We start from the raw sequence: 24,886 nt of genomic DNA on the forward strand, positions 1-24,886 counted from the left end.
GAAGAAATCTCCCGTCAAAGACCTGCTGCTCACCCGCTATGCGCCGATCGCCGACGGTATCGCCGCGCTGTTCTTCCCGTACGCGGAAGTCGTGATCCACGACCTGCACGACCAAACCGTGCTGTATCTCGCGAACAACCTGTCGAAGCGCGAGGTCGGCGACGATTCGGCGCTCGAGGAAATCGATCATTCGGCGCGCGAGCGCGTGATCGGGCCGTACGAGAAGCTGAACTGGGACGGCCGGCGCATGCGCTGCGTCAGCAACGTGCTGTTCGACGACGAAGGCCGGGCGGCCGGGATGATGTGCATCAACTTCAACATCGCGGTGTTCGACGAGGTACGCGCGACGCTCGACCTCTTCATCAAGGGCGCGGGCGTCGTCGCGCAGCCCGACGAGCTGTTCCGCGACGACTGGCAGGAGCGCATCAACACATTCCTGCACGGCTGGCTGCGCGAGCGCCAGGTCGGGCTGAACGGGCTCACGCGCGAACACCGGCGCGAGCTCGTCGAGGCGCTGTACGCGGAAGGCGCGTTCCGCGGCAAGAGCGCGGCGAACTACGTCGCGAACGTGCTCGGGATGGGGCGCGCGACGGTCTACAAGCACCTCAAGCATCTGAAGGAAACCCAAGGCGACGCCTGAACGCGACGCGGCGAGCGTAATGACGGCCGGCCCGGTCATCGGTACCGGGCTGGACTGCCGGTTTCGCGTCCATGCTTCGCGACAGGCGGGCGCGGCCCCTTCCGCACGGTCCCGCGGACGACGAAACGTCGAAACATAAAATGATATAGTCTTGGTTACACTTTTTGCCGTCCCGGACCGCCCATGACGACCGCTCCTGCCCCGACTGCCCGCCCGACCCTGACCGTCGAAATCTGGTCCGACCTGATCTGCCCGTGGTGCTGGATCGGCAAGCGCCGCTTCGACGAGGCGCTGGCCGCGTTCGCGCACGCCGACCGCGTCGACGTCGCGCTGCGCGCATACCGGCTGATGCCCGGCCAGCCCGTCGAGCCGGTCGAGGCGATGCTGGCGGGCAAGTACCGGATGTCGCCCGCGCAGGTCGACCAGATGCTGCGCCAGGTGACCGAGGCGGCGGCGAGCGTCGGGCTGCGCTACGACCTGCCCGGCACGCTCGTCGGCGACACGCTCGACGGCCACCGGCTCGTCAAGCTCGCGGAAGCCACGGGTCGCGCGCATGCGCTGACCGAGCGGCTGTATCGCGCGTATTTCTGCGAACACGGCTCGCTGTTCGATCATGCCGCGCTGACCGAATTCGCGGTCGAAGCCGGGCTCGAGCGCTCGGCCGTCGAAGCGGTGCTGCACAGCGACGCGCACCGCGACGAAGTCGAGGCCGACATCGCGCGTGCCGCGCAGATCGGCGGGCGCGGCGTGCCGCTGTTCGTGTTCGGCGGCCGCTACGCGGTGTCCGGCGCGCAGCCGGCCGACGCGTTCGCGCAGGCGCTCGACCAGGCGTGGCGCGACGGCATCGTCGCACTCGGCGGCAGCGACGCGGCCGCCTGCGGCCCCGACGGCTGCGAACTGCCCCGGTCGTAACGCGCCGCCCGCTGCACGCGCGCCGGGCCGGGCGCCACTACGCGACGCTCCTGCCACAAACCGGCAGGAAGCCCGCGCCGTCGACGTCTACAATGCATCCTTTCAAATAACTATCAGAAGGCTGCAGGCCCATGACCCACGGGATTCACGGCGAGAAGCGCTGGTACGCGCTGATCGTGCTCTGTCTCGGCGTGCTGATGATCGTGCTCGACAGCACGATCGTGAACGTTGCGCTGCCGTCGATCAGCACCGACCTCCACTTCACCGAAACGGCCCTCGTGTGGGTCGTCAACGCATACCTGCTGACGTTCGGCGGCTGCCTGCTGCTCGGCGGCCGGCTCGGCGACCTGTACGGCCAGCGACGCATGTTCCTCGCGGGCCTCGTCGTGTTCACGCTCGCGTCGCTCGCCTGCGGCCTCGCGCAATCGCAGGCGATGCTGATCGCCGCGCGCGCGGTGCAGGGGCTCGGCGGCGCGGTCGTGTCGGCCGTCTCGCTGTCGCTGATCATGAACCTCTTCACGGCACCCGGCGAACGCGCCCGCGCGATGGGCGTCTACGGCTTCGTGTGCGCGGGCGGCGGCAGCATCGGCGTGCTGCTCGGCGGGCTGCTGACGAGCTCGCTGTCGTGGCACTGGATCTTTCTCGTCAACCTGCCGATCGGCGTCGCGGTCTACGCGATGTGCGTCGCGCTGCTGCCGCGCACGCGTGCGCCGGCCGGCACGGCGCGGCTCGACGTCGCCGGCGCGATCACCGTGACCGCGTCGCTGATGCTGGCCGTCTACGGGATCGTCGGCGGCAACGAGGCCGGCTGGCTGTCGACGCAGACCGTCGCGCTGATCGGCGCGGCCGTCGTGCTGCTCGCGCTGTTCATCGCGATCGAGTCGCGCGCCGCGCATCCGTTGATGCCGCTCACGCTGTTCGCGGCGCGCAATGTCGCGCTCGCGAACACGATCGCCGTGCTGTGGGCGGCCGCGATGTTCGCGTGGTTCTTCCTGTCCGCGCTGTACATGCAGCGCGTGCTCGGCTACGGGCCGCTGCAGGTCGGCCTCGCGTTCCTGCCGGCGAACCTGATCATGGCCGCGTTCTCGCTCGGGCTGTCGGCCCGGATCGTGATGCGTTTCGGGATCCGCGGCCCGATCGCCGCCGGCCTGCTGATCGCGGCATGCGGACTCGCGCTGTTCTCGCGCGCGCCGGTCGACGGCGGTTTCGTGTGGCACGTGCTGCCCGGCATGACGCTGCTCGGCATCGGCGCGGGCGTCGCGTTCAATCCGATGCTGCTCGCCGCGATGAGCGACGTCGACCCGGCCGATTCCGGGCTCGCGTCGGGCATCGTCAACACCGCGTTCATGATGGGCGGCGCGCTCGGGCTCGCGGTCCTCGCGAGTCTCGCCGGCGCCCGCACCGACGCGCTCGCGGCGGCGCGGGCCGCGCCGCTCGACGCGCTGAACGGCGGCTACCACGCGGCCTTCGCATTCGGCGCGGCGTTCGCGGCCGTGGCCGCGCTGATCGGGTTCGCGCTGCGGATCCGGCCGCCACGCGCGGTCGAAGGCGCCGGCCCGGCGCTGCACTGACCGTCGGCAGCCGAACCGGGAGCCTGCATCGAATCAGGGCGCGCAGTGTCGCGCCCTTTTTTGCGCGCAGCGGAGGCGCGCGGTTCGTCATACCTGTCAGGCTGACGACGATCCTCGCCCCCGGCTCAAACGCCCGTTTCACATCCCGCCGGCCGCCGCCCGCGCGAGCCTTCCCGGCCGATTTTTAACGCGGTCGTACATTGACGCGCCACTTTTGCGACAATGGCGGACTTTGATGCGCGCCGCCGCGGCCGCGCGCCGTCGCCGAACGCCGCATAACCGCCTGCTTCCGATGTCGCTTCCCCATATCGATCTGCTGTACTCCCTGTCCGGCCTGTTCGTCGGCATTCTCGTCGGCCTGACGGGCGTCGGCGGCGGTTCGTTGATGACGCCGATTCTCGTGCTGCTGTTCGGCGTCCACCCCGCGACGGCGGTCGGCACCGACCTGCTGTACGCGGCCGCGACCAAGGCCACCGGCACGCTGGTCCACGGCCTGAAAGGCTCGATCGACTGGCGCATCACCGGCCGGCTCGCGGCGGGCAGCGTGCCGGCCGCGGCGCTCACGCTGTGGTGGCTGCACACGCACGGGATGAACACGCCGGGCACCGCGCGGATGATCCAGCTCGTGCTCGGAGTCGCGCTGCTGCTCACGTCGCTCGCGTTGATCTTCCGGCCGCAGCTCACGGCATTCGCCGCGCGCAACCCGCTCGCGCCGAACCCCGCACGCACGCTGTGGTCGACCGTGCTGACGGGCGCCGTGCTCGGCGTGCTCGTGTCGATGACGTCGGTCGGCGCCGGCGCGATCGGCGTGACCGTGCTCCTGCTGCTGTATCCGCTGCTCGCGACGACCCGCATCGTCGGTTCCGACATCGCGCATGCGGTGCCGCTCACGCTGGTCGCGGGCATGGGCCACTGGCTGCTCGGCTCGGTCGACTGGTCGATGCTGCTGTCGCTGCTGCTCGGTTCGCTGCCCGGCATCGTGCTCGGCAGCCTGCTGTCGGCGCGCGCGCCCGAGCGGCTGCTTCGCAACCTGCTCGCCGCGACGCTCGTCGCGGTCGGCGTGCGGCTCGTGCTGGCGTAACGGCGCGTCGCTCCGCCCAGCCTCACGGTTACGCCGCTCCCGGCCGGCGCGTCCGACACACCGAGCGATCATCCGCTATCCAAGCAAAACAGCCCGACCGGCCTGCGCCGATCGGGCTGTCGTCCATCCGGGGCGGCCTCCGCCGCCCGCCGCGCTTACTGCCCCTGCTGCTGCAGTTTCTGCTGCTTCAACTGCTGCGTGCGCGCCTGCAGCTTCAGCACGCGCTGCAGCGCGGTGCGGTTCGCGAGGATGCCGTCGTAGAAGCTGGCGAGATCGCCCTTCAGCGCGGTCCGCGACGCGTCGTTCAGGTAGATCATGTGGCCCGACGGGTAGTTCTTGATCGTCAGGTTCTGCGCCTTGAGCGTCGGATCGAGCGGCATCTGCGCGAGCGTCAGCTCCGTCTGGTGGAACGGCGTGACGGCGTCGAAATAGCCGTTCGCCGACAGCACCTTCAGGTCCGGGTTCACGCTCATCGTCGACGCCAGGTCGCCGGCCGTGTACAGCGTATTGCCACCGCCCTTGTTCGCGCCGGTCGGGTCGATATGGCTGAAGTCCCAGTTGTTGAAGACCTGGTCGTTCAGGTCCACGAACGACGACGTCGACGTGTACTTGAGGTCGGTGTTGATGTAGCTGTTCCACAGCACCGTATAAGCGCCGCCGACGTTCGTGATCGACGGATCGTTGCTGCCGGAGTTCGGCAGGATGTACGGCGCAATGCCCTTGCCCGTGAAGTTCGCGCGACCGTCGTACTGGCCGATCTGCGTGCCCGGCACGAGCGTCAGGAAGAACGTGTACGGCGGGTTGTCGTCCGACGACGGCACGTTGCCGAGCGCGGCCGGGTTGCCGAAGGTCTGGATCAGCGACGTCGGGTCCGTGCCGATGTAAGCGCCCATCTGCTGCGCGGTCGCGAGCTTCAGGTTCAGCCGCACGTTCACGAAGCCGCCGTCCTGCGGGTTCGGCTTCTGCGCGAGCGGCGCGAGCGTGTTGTCCGCGTAGTTGCGGGCCTGGACCATGTACGCGTCGAGATCGGTCGGCGTCGGGTTCAGCGTCGTCTTCTTCCAGTAGAACGCGTCGGCCGCGAGCGTCGGGAACGTGCCCGGCGCGGACAGCGCGTTCGCGTAGTCGAGGATCGACGACTGCAGCGTGATCCCGTTCAGGTCGATGCCGTCCTCGTGCAGCACCCACGACACGACCGCGCTGCGCGCGGTGCCGTACGACTCGCCGTACAGGAACTTCGGCGAATTCCAGCGCGAATACTTGGTCAGGTAGCGCTGGATGAAACGGTCGATCGAGCGCGCGTCCTGGTCGGTGCCCCAGAAGTCCTTGTTCTTCGCCGGGGCGATCGCCGTCGAGTAACCGGTGCCGACCGGGTTGATGAACACGAGGTCGGTGCGGTCGAGCAGGCTGTCCGGGTTGTCGAGCAGCTTGTACGGCGCGGGCGGCGTGAAGTTAGGGAACGACGACTGCAGGCGCTTCGGCCCGTACGAGCCGAGCAGCAGGTAGACCGACGACGAGCCGGGGCCGCCGTTGTAGAAGAACGTGACCGGGCGCGGCTTCGACGGGTCCGGATTGTCCTGCGTGTACGCGACGTAGAACATCTTCGCGTTCGGCGCCGACGTGATCGGATCGATCGTCGTCAGGTGGCCGGTGGTGGCCGTGTACTTGATCGTCTTGCCGCCGATCGCGACCTGCCGGTGCACGACCGCCGCGCCTTCCGTCGAGTCGGTGACCGCGTCGTTCGGCCCGGTGCCGTACACGTCGGTGTCGACGTACGGCTGGTCGGCCGCGGTGGCGGTCGTTGCGTCGGCGGTGGCCGACGTGCTGCCGCTGGACGTCGCGGCCGCGGTGGCGGCCGCCGCGCTCGGGCTCGGCCCGTCGTCGCCGCCGCATCCCGTGACGAGCAGCGCCGCGGCCGCCGCGGCGGCGAGCGGTACGCTCAAGGTCGTTCCGAATAGCGCGAAACCGTCTTTCAAGGACTTCCGTGTCGTCATTATTGCCTCTCGAACAGAACGATAAATACCGCCGGTCGCAAAGGATCATTTGCGCCGACGCTCCGCACCAGGAATGCATTCGTTATGCGACGCACTCCGAGTTTTTTACCGGATCGGCGCATACCGACCGGCACGATTTACCCCCACCCATGTTTTTGCAACCGCACAATGGAATCAATTCCATTGCAAACGACCATTCAACGGTTCGCGGCAATATGAATTCATTTCACGAATTCGCACGCGCACGAAATCGATGACAAAGAATCACCCCGTGAAGCCCGCCCACCGGGGCACCTTCACTTCGAACGGACGAACGATTCCCGTCGGCGAGACACCGATTAATCGCGAAACGGCGATCAATCGCGACTCGAGCAGATTGAATAAAACCGAAAGGATCGATTAACCAAACGGAAAGGAATATTCTCGTATCAGTAATTTATTAAATTAAGTGAAAATATCGGCGCATATTAGGTTCCGGATTTATCGCCGTAAAGTAATAATTTGTTACAGCGCTCGCCATTCAGATAGAAGGCGGTACGGGACCGATTCCAGGCGACGTCGATAAAAAAGCCGGACGGCTGTCCGGCTGGCGGGAGGGGGCGCGACGGCCCGGCCGTCAGAGCGGCACGTCGATCGTGCCGGCGCCGACGGAAATCGCGTTCGCGCCCGGCGCGGCCGAGATCGGCGGCAGGTTCGCGCTCGTCAGCGCGGGCGCGGCGCCCGGCGTGCCGCCGCGCGGCACCGTGCGGATCACCTGCGACGGCGGCAGCGGCGCGCCGTTCTTCAGGTGCTGCCACATCAGGTTCAACGCCTGCACGTTGTAGTAGTGAACCGGCACGAAGCGCGTGTCGAAGCCCGGCACCGACAGGAACGCGTCGAAGTGCTGGCCGTTGGTCACCTCGTAGAACACCAGCTGGCTGCGCCCGGCTTCGCTGATGCCGTTCTGCGCGACGTACGCGCGCGACGCGTGGTTCACCGGCACGAGCGCGTCGCTGCGGCCCTGCACGATGATCGCCGGCTTGCCGTGCAGGTTCGCGTTCACGCGCACTGTATCGACGTTCGCGGGCATCCCGAGCATCCCGTTGGTCCACAGCTGGCGCAGGCACAGCGCGCCCGCGAAGCTCGCATCGGGCGTCGCGAGCCGGTGGTCGACGCCGGCGCCGTTGTTGAACACGAGATTGATGCCGGCCGTCGGCGGCACGCCGTTGCCGGCGCCGAACACGGCCGGCATCGGCGACGCGGCGGGTGGCGCGACCGCGCCCGTCGCCGGGTTCGTCGTCGCGAAGCTGAAGTTGCACAGGTTGTCGGTGACGCGCGAGCGTGTGTACGCGTTCGCATAGGTGACCGCGATCGCGGGAATCGCCTGCGAATCCCACATCGACGCCTGCAGCAGGTCGGAATCGGCCAGATAGCCGGCCGCGTGGAGCTGCGCGAGCGCGTCGGCCGCCTGGCTCTGCGTGTCGGCGCCCGCCACCAGCCCGGCCGCGGCGAGCGTCGCGCAGCGCTGCGTGCGGATCGACTGCGTGGTCGCGGCCGGCAGCGCGCTCAGATACGGTGCGCCGGCGAGCGACGCCGACGCGGCCGCGCACGGTTCCAGCAGGTTCGCGAGCGTCGCGTAATCGGCCAGCGGCCGGCCGAACGACGGCACCGGCTGGCCACCCGCGCGGACCACCGCATTCGGCGCCATCCGCACGTTGATCTGCGGCTCGCCGACCACGACCGCGGTAATCCAGCCGCGGCTGTCCTGCTCAGCCGCCGCGAGCGACGCGCCGCCGCCGTTGCTGACCGACGCGGCGATCGTCGTGATGTCGCCCGCTCGATAACGCACGCCGTGATGCGTACCGTCGATCACCGGTCCGAACTGCTCGTTGAGCGCCCAGTACGCAAATTCGACCGACTGCAGCGTCGCGCGCCCCCAGTCCTGCTCGGGATTCTGTTGCGAATGCGCGTGCTTGAACGCGTAGCGGTTCGGGAAACGGCTGTTGAACGCGGCGAGATCGCCGCTCGTCACGTTCGCGGTAAACAGGCTCGCGGTGCCGGCCAGCACCGCGTTGGCGAGCGTGCCGTCGATCAGCGTGACGGTGTCGGAGCCGAGCTCGTGCGCGCCGTTGCCGCCGCCCTTGTCGTTGTAGGCCACCGCGCAGCCGCGCTTGAGCGCCCACTCGCCGGCCGCGGAAATCGCGCCGTACACGCCGCGCGAGCCGGACGACGTCGCGGTGACGATGCAGGGCTGCGCGGGATCGAAGCGGGCGGGTACCTGCACGAGCAGCGTCACGTTCTTCGTGCCGCTGCCATCATCGGCGTACGCGAGATATTCGGTGCCGGCGATCTTGCCTTCGCCGAGCGTATCATTGCCGTCGAGGTCGACGTTCGGCCCCCAGAAGCGGCCGTAGCCGCCGTTCGCGCTCATGTCGACGAGCGCGCGGTAGTTCGACCAGATCGCGAGGCGGCGCAATTCCGCGCTGGTCGGCCGCGCCGGGTTCGCGAAGCCGGGCGCGCTCGCCGCGGCAAGGCCCGTCTTGCCGAGGCCGGCCGTCAGCAGGTCGTCGCTCGCGCCGTCGTAGGCCGTCGTGCGCACGCTGCCGGCCACGAAGCCGGGCAACCGGTTGCGCTCGGCCGAATCGTCGCCGTTGCAGGCGCCGAGCATCGCGACCGCGGCCAGCGCCGCTCCCCACACCACCCGCCTGCCCCACCCGAGCTTCGTCATCGCCGCCCTCTCGATATCGTTATCGGTCCGCCGCCGCGTCGCGCGGCTTTCGGCCTCTGAAGCGCAAACGGGCCCCGGCATGCCGGGGCCCGCCTGGAACGGGCGTGCGCGGCGCTCGCGCGCCGCCGCCCGGCGTTACTGCTGCTGCACCGTCAGCTTGTTCGAGACCGACGTCACGCCCTTCACGCTCTTGGCCGCCTCTTCCGCCTTGTCGATCTGTGCCTGGTCGGGCACCGTGCCCTCCAGCGAGATCGCGCCGCCCTTCGAGCGCACGACGATGTTCGCCACGTCGATGCCGCCGGCCTTCGTAATGGCCTTGCGCACCGCGTAGCCGAGCTTGCGGTTCGCCTTCTTCGCGGTTTTCGCGGCGGCCTTCGGCGCGCTCGTCGCGGCCGCCGGCGCTTCCGTTGCCGCTGCGTCGCTCGACTGCGCATACACGCTGCCCGACAGACAGGCCGCCACGGCGGCGACGCCCAACGCTCTCAACACGATCGACTTCATGCTATCTCCTTATCACTCCGGAACGGCCGTGCACAGTACGGCCGGATACCCCCAAAAACAGCCGGCCCGCGCGCGAACGGGCGGGACAGCCGGTGTTTTCCACGGCGATACGAGAGAGGCGTCACGGGCCGGCGGCCGGCGCACGCGAAAGCGGGCCGGCCGGGCCGGACAGCCGCCGGCCGGACGCGCCCGGTCTCATCACGTGCCGGGTCGCGCGCGAATCGGGCGCGGCTGCGTCGCACAATGTAATCCAGCGCCCGCGGAAGCGCAAAGCTTTTGACGCGGCGGCGCCCGCCGCCGTCGCCGCGCAGCCGCGCGAGCCCGCCCGACTCGCGCATGCGCGGGGAAACCGGTTACCATCGCCGCGAGAATCCGCGTCGTCCCGCGACGACCGTCACCGATGCGTCACGCCAGCGTCATCCGCCGATCCCATGAAGCCTGCCCGCCCTCGCCCGCCGCGCCGCATCCTCGCCCGCTTCGTCGCCGTCTCGTGGCGCGACCTCGCGCTGTCGATCGGCCCGACCGTGCTGCTCGCCGGCGCGGCCGTCTGGCTCGCGGTCAAGCTGATCCAGCCGGCGCCGCCGTCCACGCTCGTGATCTCGTCCGGGCCGCCCGGCAGCACGTACTGGAACGCCGCGCAGAAATACAAGGCGATCCTCGCAAAAAACGGCGTCACGCTCGACGTTCAATCGTCCGAAGGTTCCGCGCAGAACCTCGCGCGGCTGTCGAACCCGAACGCGCCGGTCGACGTCGGTTTCGTGCAGAGCGGCATCGGCCCGAAGGAGCGCGACGAGCATCTCGTGTCGCTCGGCAGCATCGGTTACGTGCCGCTCGCGATCATGTACCGCGGCCCGGTCGTCGCGCGCCTGTCCGACTTCAAGGGCAAGCGGCTCGCGCTCGGCGCGGAAGGCAGCGGCGCGCGCGAACTGAGCCTCGCGCTGCTGAAGATGAACGGCATCGTGCCGGGCGGCCCGACCGAGCTGTTGCCGACCGCCGGCGAGGACGCCGCGACCGCGCTGCTCGACGGCAAGATCGACGCGGCCTTCCTGTCCGGCGACTCGACGCAGATCCCGGTGATGGCGAAGCTGTTCCGCGCGCCGGGCGTGCACGTGTATTCGTTCACGCAGGCCGAGGCCTATGCGCGGCGCTTTCCGTACCTGACGGCGATCACGCTGCCGATGGGCGTCTACGATCTCGGCCGCAACCTGCCGCCCGCCGACATCCACACGGTCGCGCCGACGATCGAACTCGTCGCGCGCGACTCGCTGCACCCCGCGCTGTCCGACCTGCTGATCGAGGCCGCGCGCGAAGTGCACGGCCACGCGACGATCCTGCAGCATGCCGGTGAATTCCCGTCGTCCGTCACGCGCGGCTTCCCGCTGTCGGACGACGCCGCGCGCTACTACAAGTCGGGCAAGACCTTCCTGTACCGGCGGCTGCCGTTCTGGGTCGCGAGCCTCGTCGACCGGCTGCTGGTGGTGGTCGTGCCGCTGATCGTCGTGCTGATCCCGGGGCTGCGGCTCGTGCCGTCGCTGTACGGCTGGCGCGTGCGCTCGCGCATCTACCGGTGGTACGGCGCGCTGATCGCGCTCGAGCGCAGCGCGCTCGGCGAACATACGGCGGAGGAGCGCGTCCAGCTGCTCGACGAGCTCGACGACATCGAGGAAGCCGTGAACCGGATGAAGATGCCGCTCGCGTACGCCGGACAGTTCTACGTGCTGCGCGAGCACATCGGCTTCGTTCGCGAACGGCTCACCGCGCACGACCACGACGCGCCGGCGGGCCCGCCCGGCGCCGGCAGCGCGCCGCAGGGGCGCGCCGACCCCGCGCCGCCGGCCGGCGACGCCCCCCGGGCGACTCCCGGTTCCGCGTGAGCGGACGATCCGCGATCATTGCTGCATGCGCGTGCCGCCGCGTAACATGGAGGCCGCCGCCAGGCGCCGCACGCCCCACCTTCTGGAGAACGACATGACAACCGGCCTCGATACCGCCCAACCCGCCTGGTTCTTCGACTTCGTGTCGCCGTTCTCGTATCTGCTGCTCGAGCAGCACGACAAATGGCCGGACGTGCCGTTCGACCCGGTGGCCGTGTCGCTGCCCGACCTGCAGCGCCACTGGGGCCAGCGCTCGAGCGCCGACGTGCCGGCCAAGCGCGTGTTCACGTACCGCCACGCGCTGTTCCGCGCGGAACAGCTCGGCATCCGCTTCAAGATGCCGCCCGCGCACCCGTTCGATTCCGACAAGGTGCTGCGCCTCGCGATCGCGCTGCGCGCCGATATCGTCACGGTGCTGGAAATGTTCCGTTTCATCTGGCGCGAAGGCAACGATCCGTCGACGCCGGAAGGCTTCGCGGCGCTGTGCGAACGCGTCGGCGTCGGCCACGGCGACGAGCTGATCGAATTCGAGGAAACCGCTGCGCAGCTGTCGCGCAACACGGCCGACGCGATCGCGCTCGGCGTGTTCGGCGTACCGACGTTCTGGATGAACCAGCAATTGTTCTGGGGCGAGGACGCGCTGCCGATGGTGCTGTACTGCGCACGCACGCCGAACTGGCTCGAATCGCGCGAGGTCAAGCGGATCAGCACGCTGCCGAAGGGACGTGCGTGATGGCCGGTATCACGCACGGCAACGCGCGGCTGCGGTAAGGTTACGCGTCACCCGAATCACCCTCCACGAATGGACGACGACCGTACCGCCTCGCTCGACATCTGGCTCGTGCGCGTATTGCGCACGCTGCTGCTCGAGCGCAGTGTCACGCAGGCCGCGCTGCGGCTGAACCAGACCCAGCCCGCGATCAGCACCGCGCTGCGCAAGCTGCGCGAGACGCTGAACGACCCGATCCTCGTGCGCGGCAAGTCGGGCATGGTGCCGACCGAATACGGCGCATCGCTGCTCGAAGCCGCGTCGCGCGCGCTGCGCGAGGTCGACTTCATCGCGACGCCGCACGGCGACTTCGATCCGTCGTCCGCGCGGCGCACGTTCCGCGTCGCCGCGCCCGACTACCTGAACGATTTCTTCATGCCGACGCTGATCGAGCGTTTTCGCGACGCGGCGCCGCATGCCCATCTGGAAATCGATTCGCTGAATCCCGCGCTCGACCACGCGGGCGCGCTCGAATCGGGCGCGCTCGATCTCGTGATCGGCAACTGGCCGAAGCCCGACCCGCAGTTCGCACGCCAGGACCTGTTCTCCGACACGATCGTGTGCCTGATGCGCGACGCGCATCCGCTCGCCCGCGCACCGCTCACACGCGAAGCGTACGCGTCGGCCGCGCACGTCGCGCCGACGCCGTACACCGGCGACAAGCGCAACGCGATCGAGATCGGCCTGGCACGCGCGCGCCTCACGCGGCGCATCGTGACGACGCTGCCGTACTTCGGCATCGTGCCGCAGGTGCTGCTGCAGTCGGACCTGATCTTCACGACGACGCGCCGCTTCGCGACCCACTATGCGCAACTGCTGCCGCTCGTCGTCGCCACGCCGCCCGTGCCGTTCCCGCGCATCAAGAGCTACCTGCTCACGCACCCGCAACCCGATCGGCCGACCGACATCGCGTGGCTGTGCGCGCTGATGCAGAGCGTGTCCGACGAGCTGACGGTCGTCCGCACGCGCAAGCGCTGACGCCGCGGCCGGCGTGAAGCGCGGCTGTTCAGGCAGCGCGGCCGCTCAGGCCGTGCAGAAGGTTTCCTGCAGATGGGACCAGCGCACGACGCCCGCCGCATCACGCGTGAACACGGCGGTCGCGCGGCGCGCAGGCAGCTCGCCCGCTGCCGCGTGCTGCGCTTCGAGATAGGTGAGCACCGCATGCGCTGCGTCGGCCGCGAGCACGCGGATCTCCGACAGCGTGATGCGCAGCCCCGGCTTCGCGCCCGCCAGCTTCGCGAACAGCGCGCGCGTGCCGTCGTGGTCGACCACGCGGCCGTCGGTCAGGATCATCGTGAATTCACTGGAAAACGCCGCGAGCAGCGCGTCGAGCGCCGCCGGCGCGGTATCGACGCCGGACAGCCAGCGCTCGATGGCGACGAGGCTCGCGTCGAGCGCGTCGAGATAGACGGAGTGATCGGACATGGGCGCGTGCACGTTGAGATGAAGCGCGGCCCGCTGCCGCGCGTTGTCGTGCAGTGTAGGCAAAAACGCGCGGCCGTGCGCCGGCCGCGCGGGGTCGGCGTCTTATCGCATGCAACTCACATCGTCGCGTGCGCGCCCGGCCGCGACTGCCTTCGCAGCGGCCACCGGCATGCCCGAGCGGGCCTGCAGCAGCTCCGCGCAGACGGCCACCGCGATCGCGCCCGGCGCCTTGTCGACGATGCCCGCGACGCCGATCGGGCACACCATCTCCACGAGCCGCGCGGGATCGACGCCGCGCGCGGCGAGCCGGCGCTCGAACTTCACGCGCTTGGTGCGCGAGCCGATCATCCCGAAGTACGCATAGTCGCGCCGCCGCATGATCTGCGCGGCGAGCGAGAAGTCGAGCGCGTGGTTGTGCGTCATCACGAGGAAGTACGCGCCGGGCGGCGCCGCGTCGACGACGGCCTCCGGCGTGTCGGTCGGCTCCGGCTGCACGTTCGGCGGACATTCGTCCGGGAACAGCTCGTCGCGCGTGTCGACCCACTGCACGACGCACGGCAGCGCGCCGAGCAACGTGACGAGCGCGTGGCCGACGTGCCCCGCGCCGAACAGCACGACGTGCATCGGCGCCGGCGCGCCGGTCGCGCGGTTGCGCTGGCCGGTGCCTTGCGCGAACGGCGGGTTCGACGGCCGCGCGTTGCCGCACGCGCCGTCGCAGCCAGCGGCGGACGCGCGGGGCGCGGGATGCGGTGGACGAGCGGGCCCGTTCACGTCAGCCTGCCCGCGCGGCGCTCGCCGCCCGCACCGCGCCGATCGCGCGCAGGATCGACTCGCCGGTGGCCGGCGCGTCGAGCGGCGGGTTCACCCGGTAGTCGCCGACCGCGGCCACGGCGTCGCGCACCGCGAAGAACACCGAGAACGGCAGCAGCAGCGGCGGTTCGCCGACGGCCTTCGAACGGTGGATGCTGTCCTCGACGTTGCGGTTCTGGAACAGCCGCACGTTGAACTCGGGCGGCGTGTCGTTCACCGTCGGGATCTTGTACGTCGACGGCGCATGCGTCATCAGCTTGCCGCCCTGGTTCCACCACAGCTCCTCGGTCGTGAGCCAGCCCATCCCCTGGATGAACGCGCCTTCGACCTGGCCGATGTCGAGCGCCGGGTTCAGCGACGCGCCCACGTCGTGCAGCGCGTCGACGCGCAGCGTGCGCATCTCGCCCGTCAGCGTGTCGATCACCACTTCCGACACGGCCGCGCCGTACGAGTAGTAGTAGAACGGCCGGCCCTGCAGTTTCGACTGGTCCCAGTACAGCTTCGGCGTCGCATAGAAGCCGTCGGACCACAGCTGCACGCGCGCGAGGTACGCCTTCGCGATCACTTCGCCGAACGGCACGCCATGGCCGCCGACCCACACCACGTCGTTGCCGAACTTCACGTCGGCCGCATCGACCTTGCCGTCGCCGAACTGCTTCGCCGCGAACACCGCGAGCCGCTCGCGCAACTGGCGCGCCGCATCCTGCGCGGCCTTGCCGTTCAGGTCCGACCCGGTCGACGCGGCGGTCGCGGACGTGTTCGCGACCTTGCTGGTATCGGTCGCCGTCACGCGGATCCGGCCGAAGCGGATGCCGAGTTCATGCGCGACCACCTGCGCGACCTTCGTGTTGAGCCCCTGCCCCATCTCCGTGCCGCCGTGGTTCACGAGCACCGAGCCGTCGGTGTAGATGTGCACCAGCGCGCCGGCCTGGTTGAAGTGCGTGACGTTGAACGCGATGCCGAATTTCACCGGCGTGAGCGCGATGCCCTTCTTCAGCACCGTGTTGCGTGCGTTGAAGGCGCGCACGCCCGCGCGCCGCGCACGGTAGTCGCTCGCCGTCTCGAGTTCGCCGAGCAGCTCCTGCAGCACGTTGTCCTCGACCGTCTGCCCGTACGGCGTCACGTTGCGTTCGGTCTTGCCGTACAGGTTCGCGTAGCGCACGTCGAGCGGATCACGGCCGAGCGAGCGCGCGATGTCGTCGAGGATGTATTCGATCGCGAACGCGCCCTGCGGGCCGCCGAAGCCGCGGAACGCGGTGTTCGACTGCGTGTTGGTCCTGCCGCAGTAGCCGGCGATGTCGACGTCGCCGAGCCAGTACGCGTTGTCGAAGTGGCACACCGCGCGCGTCATCACCGGGCCGGACAGGTCGGCCGAGAAGCCGCAGCGCGACGTCATGTCGAGCGCGACGCCGTCGATGCGGCCGTCGTCGTCGTAGCCGACGTCGAAGCGGTAATGGAAGTCGTGCCGCTTGCCGGTGATCATCATGTCGTCGTCGCGGTCCGGGCGCAGCTTCACCGGGCACAGCAGCTTCCACGCGGCGAGCGCCGCGCAGCACGCGAACAGGCCGGACTGCGATTCCTTGCCGCCGAACCCGCCGCCCATCCGGCGGCATTCGACCAGCACGTTGTGCGACGCGACGCCGAGCACGTGCGCGACGAGGTGCTGCATCTCGCTCGGGTGCTGCGTCGAGCAATACACGTGCATGCCGTCGTCGTCCTTCGGCACCGCGTACGCGATCTGCCCTTCCAGATAGAACTGTTCCTGCCCGCCGAGCAGCATCTCGCCCGACTCGCGGTGCCGCGCGACCGCGAGCCGCGCGGCCGCATCGCCGCGTGCGAGCTTCAGCGGCGGGATCACGTAGGTTTCGGCCGCGCGCGCTTCCTGCGCGGTCAGGATCGCCGGCAGCTCCTCGTAGTCGACCTGCGCACGGCGCGCGGCGAGCCGCGCGATGTCGTGCGACGTCGCGACGACGATGAACATCGGCTGGCCGACGAACTGCACGACGCCCTTCGCGAGCACCGGATCGTCGTGGATGATCGGACCGCAATCGTTGACGCCCGGAATGTCGTCGGCCGTGAACACGGCGACCACGCCCGGCGTCGCGCGCACCGCGTCGAAGTTCATCGACACGATCTTCGCGTGCGGCTTCGCCGACAACCCGAGCGCCGCGTGCAGCGTGCCGGCGACGATCGGAATGTCGTCGGTGTAGGTGGCGCGCCCGCTCACGTGCAGGTGGGCGGATTCGTGGGCGCGCGACACGTGCACCTGCGCGGCGTCGGCTTGCGGGTCGAGGGTGCTCAGGAACGGTTCTGCTTGCTGGTTCATGTTCGGTGTTCTCCGTCTTCAGACGCGCGCCGATGCATCGGCAACGTCGGCGCCGGCTTCGGCGGCCACTTCACGCACGTTCAGGGCTTGCGGCGGCAGCGGGTCGTGCGGACGCGTCTCCAGCCAGAACCGGTACACCAGGTTCTTCGCGGTATCGAGCCGATACGCGCTCGTCGCGCGCATGTCCGACAGCGGCTGGTAGTCGCGCTCGAGCGCCTGCATCGCGGCCTGCGCGGTGGCTTCGTGCCACTGCGCGCCGTCGAGCACCGCCTCCGTGTGGGTCGCGCGCTTGGGCGTCGCGGCCATCCCGCCGAACGCGATGCGCGGCTCGCGGATCGTGTCGCCGTCCGCGATGAACGCGAATGCCGCGCACACGGCCGAGATGTCGGAGTCGAAGCGCTTCGACAGCTTGTAGGTGCGGAACTGCAGCTGTTCACGCGCGCCGATGCGGGTCGGCACCTTCAGGCCGACGACGAATTCGTGCGGCGCCATGTCCTTCTGCTGGTAGCCCGTGTAGAGCGCCTCGAGCGGCAGCTCGCGCACCGTGTCGCCGCCGCGCAGCACCACGCGCGCGCCGAGCGCGATCAGTCCCGGCATCGAATCGCCGATCGGCGAGCCGTTCGCGACGTTGCCGCCGAGCGTGCCCGCGTTGCGGATCGGCAGCGACGCGAAGCGCTTCCACATCTCGGTCAGTTCCGGATACGTGCCGGCCAGCGCCGCATAGGCGTTCTCGACCGTCACGCCCGCGCCGATCTCGATCCAGTCGTCGCCGTGCACGACCTGCTGCAGTTCGGCGATCTGGCCGACGTAGATCAGGTCGTCGAGGCGGCGCATCTGCTTGGTGACCCACAGGCCGATGTCGGTGCTGCCGGCGAGGATGCGCGCGTCGGGGCGCTCCGCCTTCAGCGCGGCCAGCGCGTCGAGCGTGCGCGGCGCCGCGAAGCGTGCGCCGTCGATCGTCGTGTAGTCGAACGTGTCGTCGCGCTTGAGCGATGCAAGCGTGCGGGCGAGCGCGGCCGTGTCGACCGGCGCCGACGGTGCCTGAGCACCTTCGCCGGCCGCGCCTTCGCCGGTCGCACCTTCGCCGGTTGCATCAAACATCCGCACCGCCGCATCGACGATCGGGCGATAGCCGGTGCAGCGACACAGGTTGCCGGTCAGCGCATCGGCGATCTCGGTGCGCGTCGGCACGTCCTTCGCCTTCGCGCACGCACTGCCGCAGCCTTCGTGGCCGTGCTTCTCGTACAGCGCCCACATCGACATCACGAAGCCGGGCGTGCAGAACCCGCATTGCGAACCGTGGCAATCGACCATCGCCTGCTGCACCGGATGCAGCGTGCCGTCCGGCTGGCGCAGGTCCTCGACCGTTAGGAGCGCCTTGCCGTCGAGCGTCGGCAGGAACTGGATGCACGCGTTGACGGCCTTGAACTCGACCGCGCCGGCATCGGTCAGCTCGCCGACGACGACCGTGCACGCGCCGCAGTCGCCTTCCGCGCAGCCTTCCTTGGTGCCGGTGCAATGCGCGTCCTCGCGCAGGTATTGCAGCACGGTGCGGGTCACGTCCGCGCCGCTGACTTCGCGGATCGCGTGACGATGGTAGAAGCGGATCGGCTCACTCATGTCTCGGCGTTTCTTCAAATGGGGGGGCAAGGCGGCCTGCGCGGAGCGCTCGACCGACGTTTTTCCGACAGTTTGCACGCTATCACCGTCAAATTCCGCAACCCATAGCCCATCACGCATGCGGCTCATATAACTGCCGCGATATGCGGGCCCGGCCGGCCGACACCCTTGCCCCACGGTGTGCTCGGGTCCGTCCCGGTCGCCCGCGGCCGTCCGCGATCATCCGGAACGGGGCTCGATTAACTAAATGGTACCTGCGGGAAAACCGGTTCCATGGGAAAATCCCGATTCCCTTTTCCGCCGTTTTCCGTTCGTTCCGTCATTCGTTCCGACCCCATGTCCTCCGATTCCGCCACACCGCCGCGCAGCGGGTTCGCGGTCACGCTGCAAATCGTGTCCGTCGTCTGCTTCACGTTCATCTGCTACCTGACCATCGGCCTGCCGCTCGCGGTGCTGCCGGGCTTCGTCCACGACGACCTCGGCTTTTCGGCGATCGTCGCGGGCGGCGCGATCAGCGTCCAGTACTTCGCGACGCTCGCCTCGCGGCCGCTCGCCGGGCGCCTCGCCGATACGCTCGGGCCGAAGCAGACCGTGCTGCGCGGGCTGGTCGGCTGCGGCGTGTCGGGCGTGCTGCTGCTCGTCGCGCTGCTGCTCGCGCACTGGCCGGTCGCGAGCCTCGTGCTGCTGGTCGCGAGCCGGCTCGTGCTCGGCGTCGGCGAAAGCCTGTGCGGCACCGGCGCGATCCTGTGGGGCATCGGCCGGGTCGGCGTCGCGCACAACGCGAAGGTGATCTCGTGGAACGGCATCGCGACCTACGGCGCGCTCGCGCTCGGCGCGCCGGTCGGCGTCGCGATCGCGCATACGCTGAATCCGGCGCTGATCGGCGTGATCGTGATCGCGCTGGCCGCGCTCGGCTTCTACCTCGCCCGCCTGATCGCGCCGGTGCCGCTGGTGCACGGCGAACGGATGTCGTACGCGAGCGTGTTCACGCGCGTGCTGCCTCACGGCCTCGGTCTCGCGCTCGGTTCGGCCGGCTTCGGCTCGATCGCGACCTTCGTCACGCTGTACTACGCGGCGCGCCACTGGCCGAACGCCGCGCTGTCGCTGACGGTATTCGGCACGCTGTTCATCGGCGCGCGCCTGCTGTTCGCGAACACGATCAAGACCTATGGCGGCTTCCGCGTCGCGATCGTGTCGTTCGCGTTCGAATGCTCGGGCCTCGTGCTGCTGTGGCTCGCGCCGGTGCCGCACGTCGCGCTCGTCGGCGCGGCGCTCACGGGCTTCGGCTTCGCGCTGATTTTCCCGGCGCTCGGCGTCGAGGCCGTCGCGCTCGTGCCGCCCGCGAGCCGCGGCGCGGCGCTGTCCGCGTACTCGGTGTTCCTCGACCTGTCGCTCGGCATCACCGGCCCGCTGGCCGGCTATGTCGCGGGTGCGTTCGGCTATCCGCAGGTGTTCCTGTTCGCGGCGGTGGCCGCCGCGGCGGGCGTCGCGCTATCGATGGTGCTGTATCAGCGGCAAGCGCGCGTGGCGGGGAGCGGCGCGACGGCCTGATCCCGCCGGCACCGTGCCCGGCAGCCCGGCGGCCGGTCGCGAACGTCGCACCGCCGCCGGGCCAAAAGAAAACGCCCGCGCGATGCGGGCGTTTCGTCATCCGTCGACCGGGTACGGCGACCGCGCGGCCCGATCAGGCCGTGCGCAGAAACAGCCGGCGCGTGAGGTCGAACGCGACGAGATTGCCGGCCACCACGAGCAGCAGCCCGATCACCGCCAGCGGCGACCACTGGTAGCCCTCGAACACCGTCGATACGGCCAGCGCGACGATCGGGAACAGCACCGTGCAGTACGCGGCGCGCTCCGGCCCGATCCGGCCGACGAGGGTCAGGTACGCGGTGAAGCCGATCACCGAGCCCGGCACGGCCAGGTACACGAGCGCGCCGAGATAGCGCGGGCTCATGTCCGGCGTGAACGGCATCCCGGCCAGCGCGCTGCCGCCGGTCAGGATCGCCGCGCCGATCAGCATCGCCCAGCCGTTGGTCGCGAGCGGGTGCAGCCCCATCGACTGCATCCGGCTCGACAGCAGGTTGCCCGCCGAGAAGCACATCGTGCCGGCGAACGCGATCGCGAGCCCCGTCCAGGTCGCGTGGTCGTCGAGATGGCCGGCCATCTGCTGCCAGAACAGGCACGCGATGCCGGTCAGGCCGAGCAGCGCGCCGGCGATCGCCGACGGCCGCAGCGGGCGGCCCATGAACAGCCGCCCGTTGATCGAGTTCAGCAGCGGCGCGGTCGAGAAGATCACCGCGACGAGCCCGCTCGGCACGACCTGCTCCGCGTAGTAGAAACACAGGAAGTTCAGGCAGAACAGCGCGAAGCCCTGCGCGACGAGAAAGCGCCACGCTTCGCGCGGCGGGCGCGCCGGCCGGCGCATCACGCGCAGCAGCGCGAACAGCACGGCGGCCGCGAGCCAGAAGCGCCACGCGATCGATACGGGCGGCGGCACCGAGCCGAGTTGCCACTTGATCGCGATCCAGGTGGTGCCCCAGATCAGCACGGTGACGAAATAAAGCGACAGGTTCATGGCGGCAATCCGGAAAATCGGGTGAATCGGGATCCCGACTATGCCGCCGCACGGCGCGTGCCGATTGTCCGGAATTGCGGTCTTTTTCGGCGCGCCGCACGCGCCGCCGCGCGCCCGCTTATACTCGGCGCATCATGAGTTTCTCCCTCTGCGCCCCGCCCATCGACCGCGCCGCCGCCTTGGCCGGCGGCGATCTGCCGTTCGGCCTGCAATCGGTCTGCCGCACGCTCGCCGACGCCAACGCGACGCTCGAGCGCTTCGCGTGGCTCGGCGACCATCTCGCGATCGCCGAATGGACGCGGATCACCGACGAAAGCGAGACGGTCTACGAGCAGCCCGGCCACCACACGCTGTCGTGCTATCTCGACGGCGGCTACCGGACCGAGCGCCAGCGCGTGCCGCGCTACGGCGCGCCGAGCCTGCTGTGCGCGCTGCCGGGCGACCATGAATCGCGCTGGTGGGTGCGCGGCGAAATGCATTTCGTCCACCTGTATTTCCTGCCCGAGCACTTCACGCAGCGCGCGATCCGCGAGCTCGATCGCGAGCCACGCGAGCTGAAGCTCGCCGATCGCACCTACTTCGAGGATGCCCGGGTCGCCGCGCTGCTGCGCTCGCTCGCGCTGGAGGGCTGGGACGATGCCGACGAGCGGCTCCGCGTGAACGAGACCGCGCACGACGTGCTGAGCCTGCTGTTGCGCGGGCAGAGCACGACGCGCACCGATACGTCGTTCCGCGGCGGGCTCGCGCCGGCCGTGCGCCGCCGCGTGCGCGACTACATCGACACGTATCTCACGCAGCCGCTGACGCTCGGCGAACTCGCCGAGGTCGCCGCGCTGTCCGAATACCATTTCTCGCGGATGTTCCGGCTGTCGTTCGGCCGCGCGCCGCACGCGTGGGTGGCCGAGCAACGGCTCGCCCGCGCCCGCGAGCTGCTGCGCACGACGGCGCTGCCGCTCGCGCAGATCGCGGCCGCCTGCGGCTACGCGAACGCCGGCCACTTCAGCCATCGCTTTCGCGACGCGCACGGCACGACGCCGAATACGTACCGGCGCGCGATGCAGGGCCGCTGAGCGCGGCCCGCTTCCTCGTTTCGTCGCGGCGTCGCGCTTACGCGCCGCGCCGCGACAGTTCCTGCTCGAGCGCCGCGACGCCGGCCGGCAGGTCGACCGGCACCTTCAGGTCGACCATCGTGCGGCCGAACGCATGCAGCGTGCGGAACAGGTTGTGTTCGCGGCACTGCTCGCCCATCTGGCCGATCCGCACGATCGGCAACCCGAACGAACCCGAGATCTCGACCTGGTACTGCTTCGAGATATGGCCGCAGACCATCCCGGGCGTGAGCCCTTCCGGCGTCTCGATCCCGACCACCGAATTGAGCCGGCAGTCCTTCGGCGCATAGAGCTTGAGCCCCATCGATTCGACGCCCGCCTGGAGCGCCAGCGAGCAGCGCAGATGGCGCGCGAAGCGGCTCTCGAGCGTCTCCGCGCAGACGAGCCGCAGCGCCTCGTGCAGCGCGAGCACGCCCGACACGGGCGCCGTGTAGTGATAGCCGGCGTTGTGCCAGAAGTTCTCCGCGAGCGCCATGTCGAGGCACCAGTGCGCATTCGGCTCGGGGCGATTCTTCATGCGCTCCCACGCGGCGTCGGAGAACGCGATCAGCGACACGCCCGGGATCGACGACAGCCCCTTCTGGCCGCCGGTGATCACCGCGTCGATGCCCCATGCGTCCATCTCGAGCGGCATCGTCGACAGCGTGCACACCGCGTCGACGACGACCAGGGCGCCGGCCGCCTTCGCGAGCGCCGCGATGTCGCGCAGGTCGCGGTTCCACACGGTGTTCGACGTCTCGCCCTGCACGATCGTGACGATCTCGGGCCGCTCGCGCGCGATCGCGTCGGCGATCTCGTCGAGGCTCGCGACCGCGCGATCGGCCACTTCGAGCGTCGCGACGTCGGCGCCGACGCGCGTGGCCATCTCGGCCATCCGCGCGCTGAAGAAGCCGTTGCGGATCGACAGCACGCGCGTACCGCGCCATGCGAGGTTCGAGATCGCCATTTCCATCGCGGCCGAACCGGGGCCCGCGACACCGAGCACCCACTTCGTGCGGGTCTGGAACACGTAACGCGCCATCTCCTTCACCTGCTCGATGATCTTCGCCATCGTCGCGCCGAGGTGGTTGATCACGATCGTGTTCGCCTTGGCCACCGCGGCCGGGATCGGGACCGGGCCGGCCCCCATCATCAGCAGCGGTTCTTCGGGCAGGATCGCGTCGAGCGGCACGACGACGGGACAGGGAATCGGCGAGTAATCGATGGACATGGCTGGAAAAAGATGAGGAAAGGAAGTGCCCGGACGCGCCGCGGCACTGCGCCCGCAGCACCGCGCCCGTGGCACGGCGCAGCGAACTGATCGATCATTCCGCGTTCCGCCGCCTCGCGCAAGAGGCACGCACGTGCGGACAGCGCGACGCTGGCCCGGTCGCCGGACCGGGCCAGCCGGCCGCGCACCGCGCGCGCGATGGCCTTCCGGATTGAAAAAACGATTGGCTGCCGGGTGCGAAACGGTTCCATTCGGGTTCCGGACGCGCGATTTTCTCGGCCAATATCGAAACGATTCTTCGAAACCGGTGGTTCAGCGCCTTTCGTGGACCGAACGAAATACACCGACCACCTGATACAAATCGCGGAGCGAATTCGATACACAAAATCCGAACGTGGAAAAAACATCCACCATTGCGGTATGTATTGGGGAACGACTCCCGAATTCGCCGTGCCCCGGCGCGCCGCAATTTACCCCAACCCATTGATTGGAATATGGAATCCTCGAAACAGCGACGCATATTCGAATACCGCGACGGTTTTCCAGCGCACGTCCTTGCTGCATTGCAACCTTAAACCAGTACCCGCGATTTCGATTTTACGCAAGCCGCCCGTTTTCTCAGGTTGACGGATATCGGTTCCGCATTTAACAATTGTCTGCGGAATCGAAAATCTCATTTTCGATACGAGAGCGAACTGGGGCCGCGCGATGCGTTTTCGACGTTGCGTGGCAAAAAATCACAACCAAAATCAATCAACCGGGCCAGAAATACGCAAGCCATGAACCAGATTCAGACCATGCGTGTATTCGTCTGCGTCGCCGAGCAGCAAAGCTTCCGGCGCGCGGCGCACCATCTCGGCGTGTCCAATGCGCTCGTCACGCGTTCGATCGCGATGCTCGAGGGCCACCTGAACACACGGCTGATCCATCGCACCACGCGCAACCTGTCGCTCACCGAGGCCGGCGTGCGCTACCTCGATGGTTGCCGCGCGCTGCTCGAGGAATTCGACCACCTCGAATCGTCCGTCGCGCATGCCGTGCGCGAGCCGGCCGGCACGCTGCGCGTCGTCGCGTCGGGGCTGCTGTCGCCGCTGGCGCTGACGCCGCTCGTCAGCAGCTTCCGGCACCGCTACCCGGAGCTGCGCGTGCAGTTGACCGTCGCCGAAGGGCCGCTCGACGTGCTCGATTCGGGCTACGACGTCGGCATCGTCACCGGCACCCGGCTCGACGGCAACCCGTCGCTGATCGGCCATGCCCTCGCGCCGAACCCGTTCGTCGCGTGCGCGGCGCCGGCCTATCTCGACCGCCGCGGCGAGCCGCGTGTGCCCGACGACCTCCCGGGCCACGACTGGGTCACGCTCGCGCCGCACCAGCACGCGCCGACGTGGCAACTGGTCGGCCACGACGGCGTCGCCCATTCGGTCACGGTGCGCCCCGCCTGCACGGTCAACCAGCTCGCGCTCGTCCAGGCGGCGGCCGTGGCCGGCGCCGGCATCGCGATCCTGCCCGAGCCGTGCGTGGCCGATGCCCTCAACCACGGCACGCTCGTGCGGCTGATGGCCGGCTACCGGATCGACGATCCCGACGCGCAGTTGTCGCTCGTCTATCCGAACCGCCAGTACGTGCCGGCCCGCACGCGCAGCTTCGTCGAGCACGCGCTCGAGCACTTCAGCGCGCCGTCCGCCCGCGACCACACCGACTACGGCTTCCTGCGGCCGGTGCGCGGCCCCGAACGTTCCGACATCGTCACGGGCCTGCAGTAAAC

General features: G+C 69.2%; 19 protein-coding genes. 10 read left to right on the plus strand and 9 right to left on the minus strand.

The features are described 5' to 3' along the window. From H0X91_RS06040 to H0X91_RS06055, 4 genes are all read left to right on the plus strand, one after another. Positions 1 to 640: helix-turn-helix transcriptional regulator (locus H0X91_RS06040; protein WP_196432879.1), on the plus strand; the 640-nt coding region annotated here is incomplete at its 5' end. Between the two features lie 183 nt (positions 641 to 823). Beyond that, a complete protein-coding gene (locus tag H0X91_RS06045) occupies positions 824 to 1,552 on the plus strand; it encodes a DsbA family oxidoreductase (protein WP_196432880.1) in 729 nt (242 codons plus the stop codon). 131 nt (positions 1,553 to 1,683) lie between these two features. Further along, the gene (locus tag H0X91_RS06050; RefSeq protein ID WP_006485880.1) at positions 1,684 to 3,123 is read left to right on the plus strand and encodes a DHA2 family efflux MFS transporter permease subunit; all 1,440 of its coding nucleotides are present in this window, start codon (positions 1,684 to 1,686) and stop codon (positions 3,121 to 3,123) included. Between the two features lie 292 nt (positions 3,124 to 3,415). Continuing rightward, positions 3,416 to 4,204, plus strand: coding sequence for a sulfite exporter TauE/SafE family protein (locus tag H0X91_RS06055; protein WP_034178579.1), 789 nt, complete (start codon positions 3,416 to 3,418; stop codon positions 4,202 to 4,204). Between the two features lie 155 nt (positions 4,205 to 4,359). Here H0X91_RS06055 and H0X91_RS06060 read toward each other — a convergent pair whose 3' ends face one another. The 3 genes from H0X91_RS06060 to H0X91_RS06070 all read right to left on the minus strand — a co-directional run bounded on the left by H0X91_RS06060 (position 4,360) and on the right by H0X91_RS06070 (position 9,403). Continuing rightward, complete coding sequence (locus H0X91_RS06060) at positions 4,360 to 6,195, minus strand: S10 family peptidase (RefSeq protein ID WP_048986311.1); 1,836 nt, start codon at positions 6,193 to 6,195, stop codon at positions 4,360 to 4,362. Positions 6,196 to 6,811: 616 nt separating this feature from the next. After that, positions 6,812 to 8,902 carry a D-(-)-3-hydroxybutyrate oligomer hydrolase gene (locus H0X91_RS06065; protein ID WP_080324030.1) on the minus strand — a complete coding sequence of 697 codons (2,091 nt, stop codon included), beginning with the start codon at positions 8,900 to 8,902 and terminating at the stop codon, positions 6,812 to 6,814. Positions 8,903 to 9,037: 135 nt separating this feature from the next. Continuing rightward, positions 9,038 to 9,403, minus strand: coding sequence for a BON domain-containing protein (locus H0X91_RS06070; protein WP_006489437.1), 366 nt, complete (start codon positions 9,401 to 9,403; stop codon positions 9,038 to 9,040). A 431-nt stretch (positions 9,404 to 9,834) separates the two neighbouring features. Here H0X91_RS06070 and H0X91_RS06075 point away from each other — a divergent pair, with 431 nt between their 5' ends. The 3 genes from H0X91_RS06075 (at position 9,835) to H0X91_RS06085 (ending at position 13,024) form a co-directional block, all read left to right on the plus strand. Continuing rightward, complete coding sequence (locus H0X91_RS06075; RefSeq protein WP_059721613.1) at positions 9,835 to 11,277, plus strand: TAXI family TRAP transporter solute-binding subunit; 1,443 nt, start codon at positions 9,835 to 9,837, stop codon at positions 11,275 to 11,277. Positions 11,278 to 11,371: 94 nt separating this feature from the next. Next, on the plus strand, positions 11,372 to 12,010 hold the full coding sequence (locus H0X91_RS06080) for a DsbA family protein (protein WP_006496694.1): 639 nt from the start codon (positions 11,372 to 11,374) through the stop codon (positions 12,008 to 12,010). A gap of 69 nt (positions 12,011 to 12,079) precedes the next feature. Then, positions 12,080 to 13,024 carry a LysR family transcriptional regulator gene (locus H0X91_RS06085; protein ID WP_006484931.1) on the plus strand — a complete coding sequence of 315 codons (945 nt, stop codon included), beginning with the start codon at positions 12,080 to 12,082 and terminating at the stop codon, positions 13,022 to 13,024. A 45-nt stretch (positions 13,025 to 13,069) separates the two neighbouring features. On the opposite strand, the gene H0X91_RS06090 is transcribed toward H0X91_RS06085, so the two are convergent. The 4 genes from H0X91_RS06090 to xdhA form a co-directional block, all read right to left on the minus strand. Further along, on the minus strand, positions 13,070 to 13,471 hold the full coding sequence (locus tag H0X91_RS06090) for a hypothetical protein (protein WP_006496695.1): 402 nt from the start codon (positions 13,469 to 13,471) through the stop codon (positions 13,070 to 13,072). 102 nt (positions 13,472 to 13,573) lie between these two features. Next, positions 13,574 to 14,242, minus strand: coding sequence for a xanthine dehydrogenase accessory protein XdhC (xdhC, locus tag H0X91_RS06095; protein ID WP_196432881.1), 669 nt, complete (start codon positions 14,240 to 14,242; stop codon positions 13,574 to 13,576). A gap of 1 nt (position 14,243) precedes the next feature. Beyond that, the gene (xdhB, locus tag H0X91_RS06100; RefSeq protein WP_196432882.1) at positions 14,244 to 16,607 is read right to left on the minus strand and encodes a xanthine dehydrogenase molybdopterin binding subunit; all 2,364 of its coding nucleotides are present in this window, start codon (positions 16,605 to 16,607) and stop codon (positions 14,244 to 14,246) included. A gap of 18 nt (positions 16,608 to 16,625) precedes the next feature. Beyond that, the gene (xdhA, locus tag H0X91_RS06105) at positions 16,626 to 18,227 is read right to left on the minus strand and encodes a xanthine dehydrogenase small subunit (protein ID WP_196432883.1); all 1,602 of its coding nucleotides are present in this window, start codon (positions 18,225 to 18,227) and stop codon (positions 16,626 to 16,628) included. Positions 18,228 to 18,563: 336 nt separating this feature from the next. Between xdhA and H0X91_RS06110 the strand changes: the two genes are divergently transcribed. Next, positions 18,564 to 19,778 (plus strand): MFS transporter, encoded by a 1,215-nt coding sequence (locus H0X91_RS06110; RefSeq protein WP_196432884.1) that lies wholly within the window; start codon positions 18,564 to 18,566, stop codon positions 19,776 to 19,778. 133 nt (positions 19,779 to 19,911) lie between these two features. Here the strand turns inward: H0X91_RS06110 and H0X91_RS06115 are convergent, their stop codons facing one another. Continuing rightward, positions 19,912 to 20,802: a DMT family transporter gene (locus tag H0X91_RS06115; protein ID WP_077055909.1), complete on the minus strand. Its 891-nt coding sequence runs from the start codon at positions 20,800 to 20,802 to the stop codon at positions 19,912 to 19,914. Positions 20,803 to 20,936: 134 nt separating this feature from the next. On the opposite strand from H0X91_RS06115, the gene H0X91_RS06120 reads away from it, so the two are divergent. Next, positions 20,937 to 21,872: a helix-turn-helix domain-containing protein gene (locus tag H0X91_RS06120; protein WP_006484916.1), complete on the plus strand. Its 936-nt coding sequence runs from the start codon at positions 20,937 to 20,939 to the stop codon at positions 21,870 to 21,872. A 37-nt stretch (positions 21,873 to 21,909) separates the two neighbouring features. Here H0X91_RS06120 and H0X91_RS06125 read toward each other — a convergent pair whose 3' ends face one another. Continuing rightward, positions 21,910 to 23,121 carry a pyridoxal-phosphate-dependent aminotransferase family protein gene (locus H0X91_RS06125; RefSeq protein ID WP_006484921.1) on the minus strand — a complete coding sequence of 404 codons (1,212 nt, stop codon included), beginning with the start codon at positions 23,119 to 23,121 and terminating at the stop codon, positions 21,910 to 21,912. 779 nt (positions 23,122 to 23,900) lie between these two features. Between H0X91_RS06125 and H0X91_RS06130 the strand changes: the two genes are divergently transcribed. Next, complete coding sequence (locus tag H0X91_RS06130; RefSeq protein ID WP_006484979.1) at positions 23,901 to 24,884, plus strand: LysR family transcriptional regulator; 984 nt, start codon at positions 23,901 to 23,903, stop codon at positions 24,882 to 24,884. Positions 24,885 to 24,886: the final 2 nt, after the last annotated feature.

The organism is Burkholderia sp. 9777_1386 (assembly GCF_015712265.1).
Lineage (GTDB): Bacteria > Pseudomonadota > Gammaproteobacteria > Burkholderiales > Burkholderiaceae > Burkholderia > Burkholderia cenocepacia.

Coding starts and splice junctions, on each gene's coding strand:
- H0X91_RS06085 (WP_006484931.1), top strand. CDS start 12,080: ATGGACGACGACCGTACCGCCTCGCTCGACATCTGGCTCGTGCGCGTA.
- H0X91_RS06090 (WP_006496695.1), bottom strand. CDS start 13,471: ATGTCCGATCACTCCGTCTATCTCGACGCGCTCGACGCGAGCCTCGTC.
- H0X91_RS06130 (WP_006484979.1), top strand. CDS start 23,901: ATGAACCAGATTCAGACCATGCGTGTATTCGTCTGCGTCGCCGAGCAG.
- xdhB (WP_196432882.1), bottom strand. CDS start 16,607: ATGAACCAGCAAGCAGAACCGTTCCTGAGCACCCTCGACCCGCAAGCC.
- H0X91_RS06060 (WP_048986311.1), bottom strand. CDS start 6,195: ATGACGACACGGAAGTCCTTGAAAGACGGTTTCGCGCTATTCGGAACG.
- H0X91_RS06110 (WP_196432884.1), top strand. CDS start 18,564: ATGTCCTCCGATTCCGCCACACCGCCGCGCAGCGGGTTCGCGGTCACG.
- H0X91_RS06065 (WP_080324030.1), bottom strand. CDS start 8,902: ATGACGAAGCTCGGGTGGGGCAGGCGGGTGGTGTGGGGAGCGGCGCTG.
- H0X91_RS06055 (WP_034178579.1), top strand. CDS start 3,416: ATGTCGCTTCCCCATATCGATCTGCTGTACTCCCTGTCCGGCCTGTTC.
- H0X91_RS06070 (WP_006489437.1), bottom strand. CDS start 9,403: ATGAAGTCGATCGTGTTGAGAGCGTTGGGCGTCGCCGCCGTGGCGGCC.
- H0X91_RS06050 (WP_006485880.1), top strand. CDS start 1,684: ATGACCCACGGGATTCACGGCGAGAAGCGCTGGTACGCGCTGATCGTG.
- H0X91_RS06115 (WP_077055909.1), bottom strand. CDS start 20,802: ATGAACCTGTCGCTTTATTTCGTCACCGTGCTGATCTGGGGCACCACC.
- H0X91_RS06120 (WP_006484916.1), top strand. CDS start 20,937: ATGAGTTTCTCCCTCTGCGCCCCGCCCATCGACCGCGCCGCCGCCTTG.
- H0X91_RS06080 (WP_006496694.1), top strand. CDS start 11,372: ATGACAACCGGCCTCGATACCGCCCAACCCGCCTGGTTCTTCGACTTC.
- H0X91_RS06125 (WP_006484921.1), bottom strand. CDS start 23,121: ATGTCCATCGATTACTCGCCGATTCCCTGTCCCGTCGTCGTGCCGCTC.
- H0X91_RS06075 (WP_059721613.1), top strand. CDS start 9,835: ATGAAGCCTGCCCGCCCTCGCCCGCCGCGCCGCATCCTCGCCCGCTTC.
- H0X91_RS06045 (WP_196432880.1), top strand. CDS start 824: ATGACGACCGCTCCTGCCCCGACTGCCCGCCCGACCCTGACCGTCGAA.
- xdhA (WP_196432883.1), bottom strand. CDS start 18,227: ATGAGTGAGCCGATCCGCTTCTACCATCGTCACGCGATCCGCGAAGTC.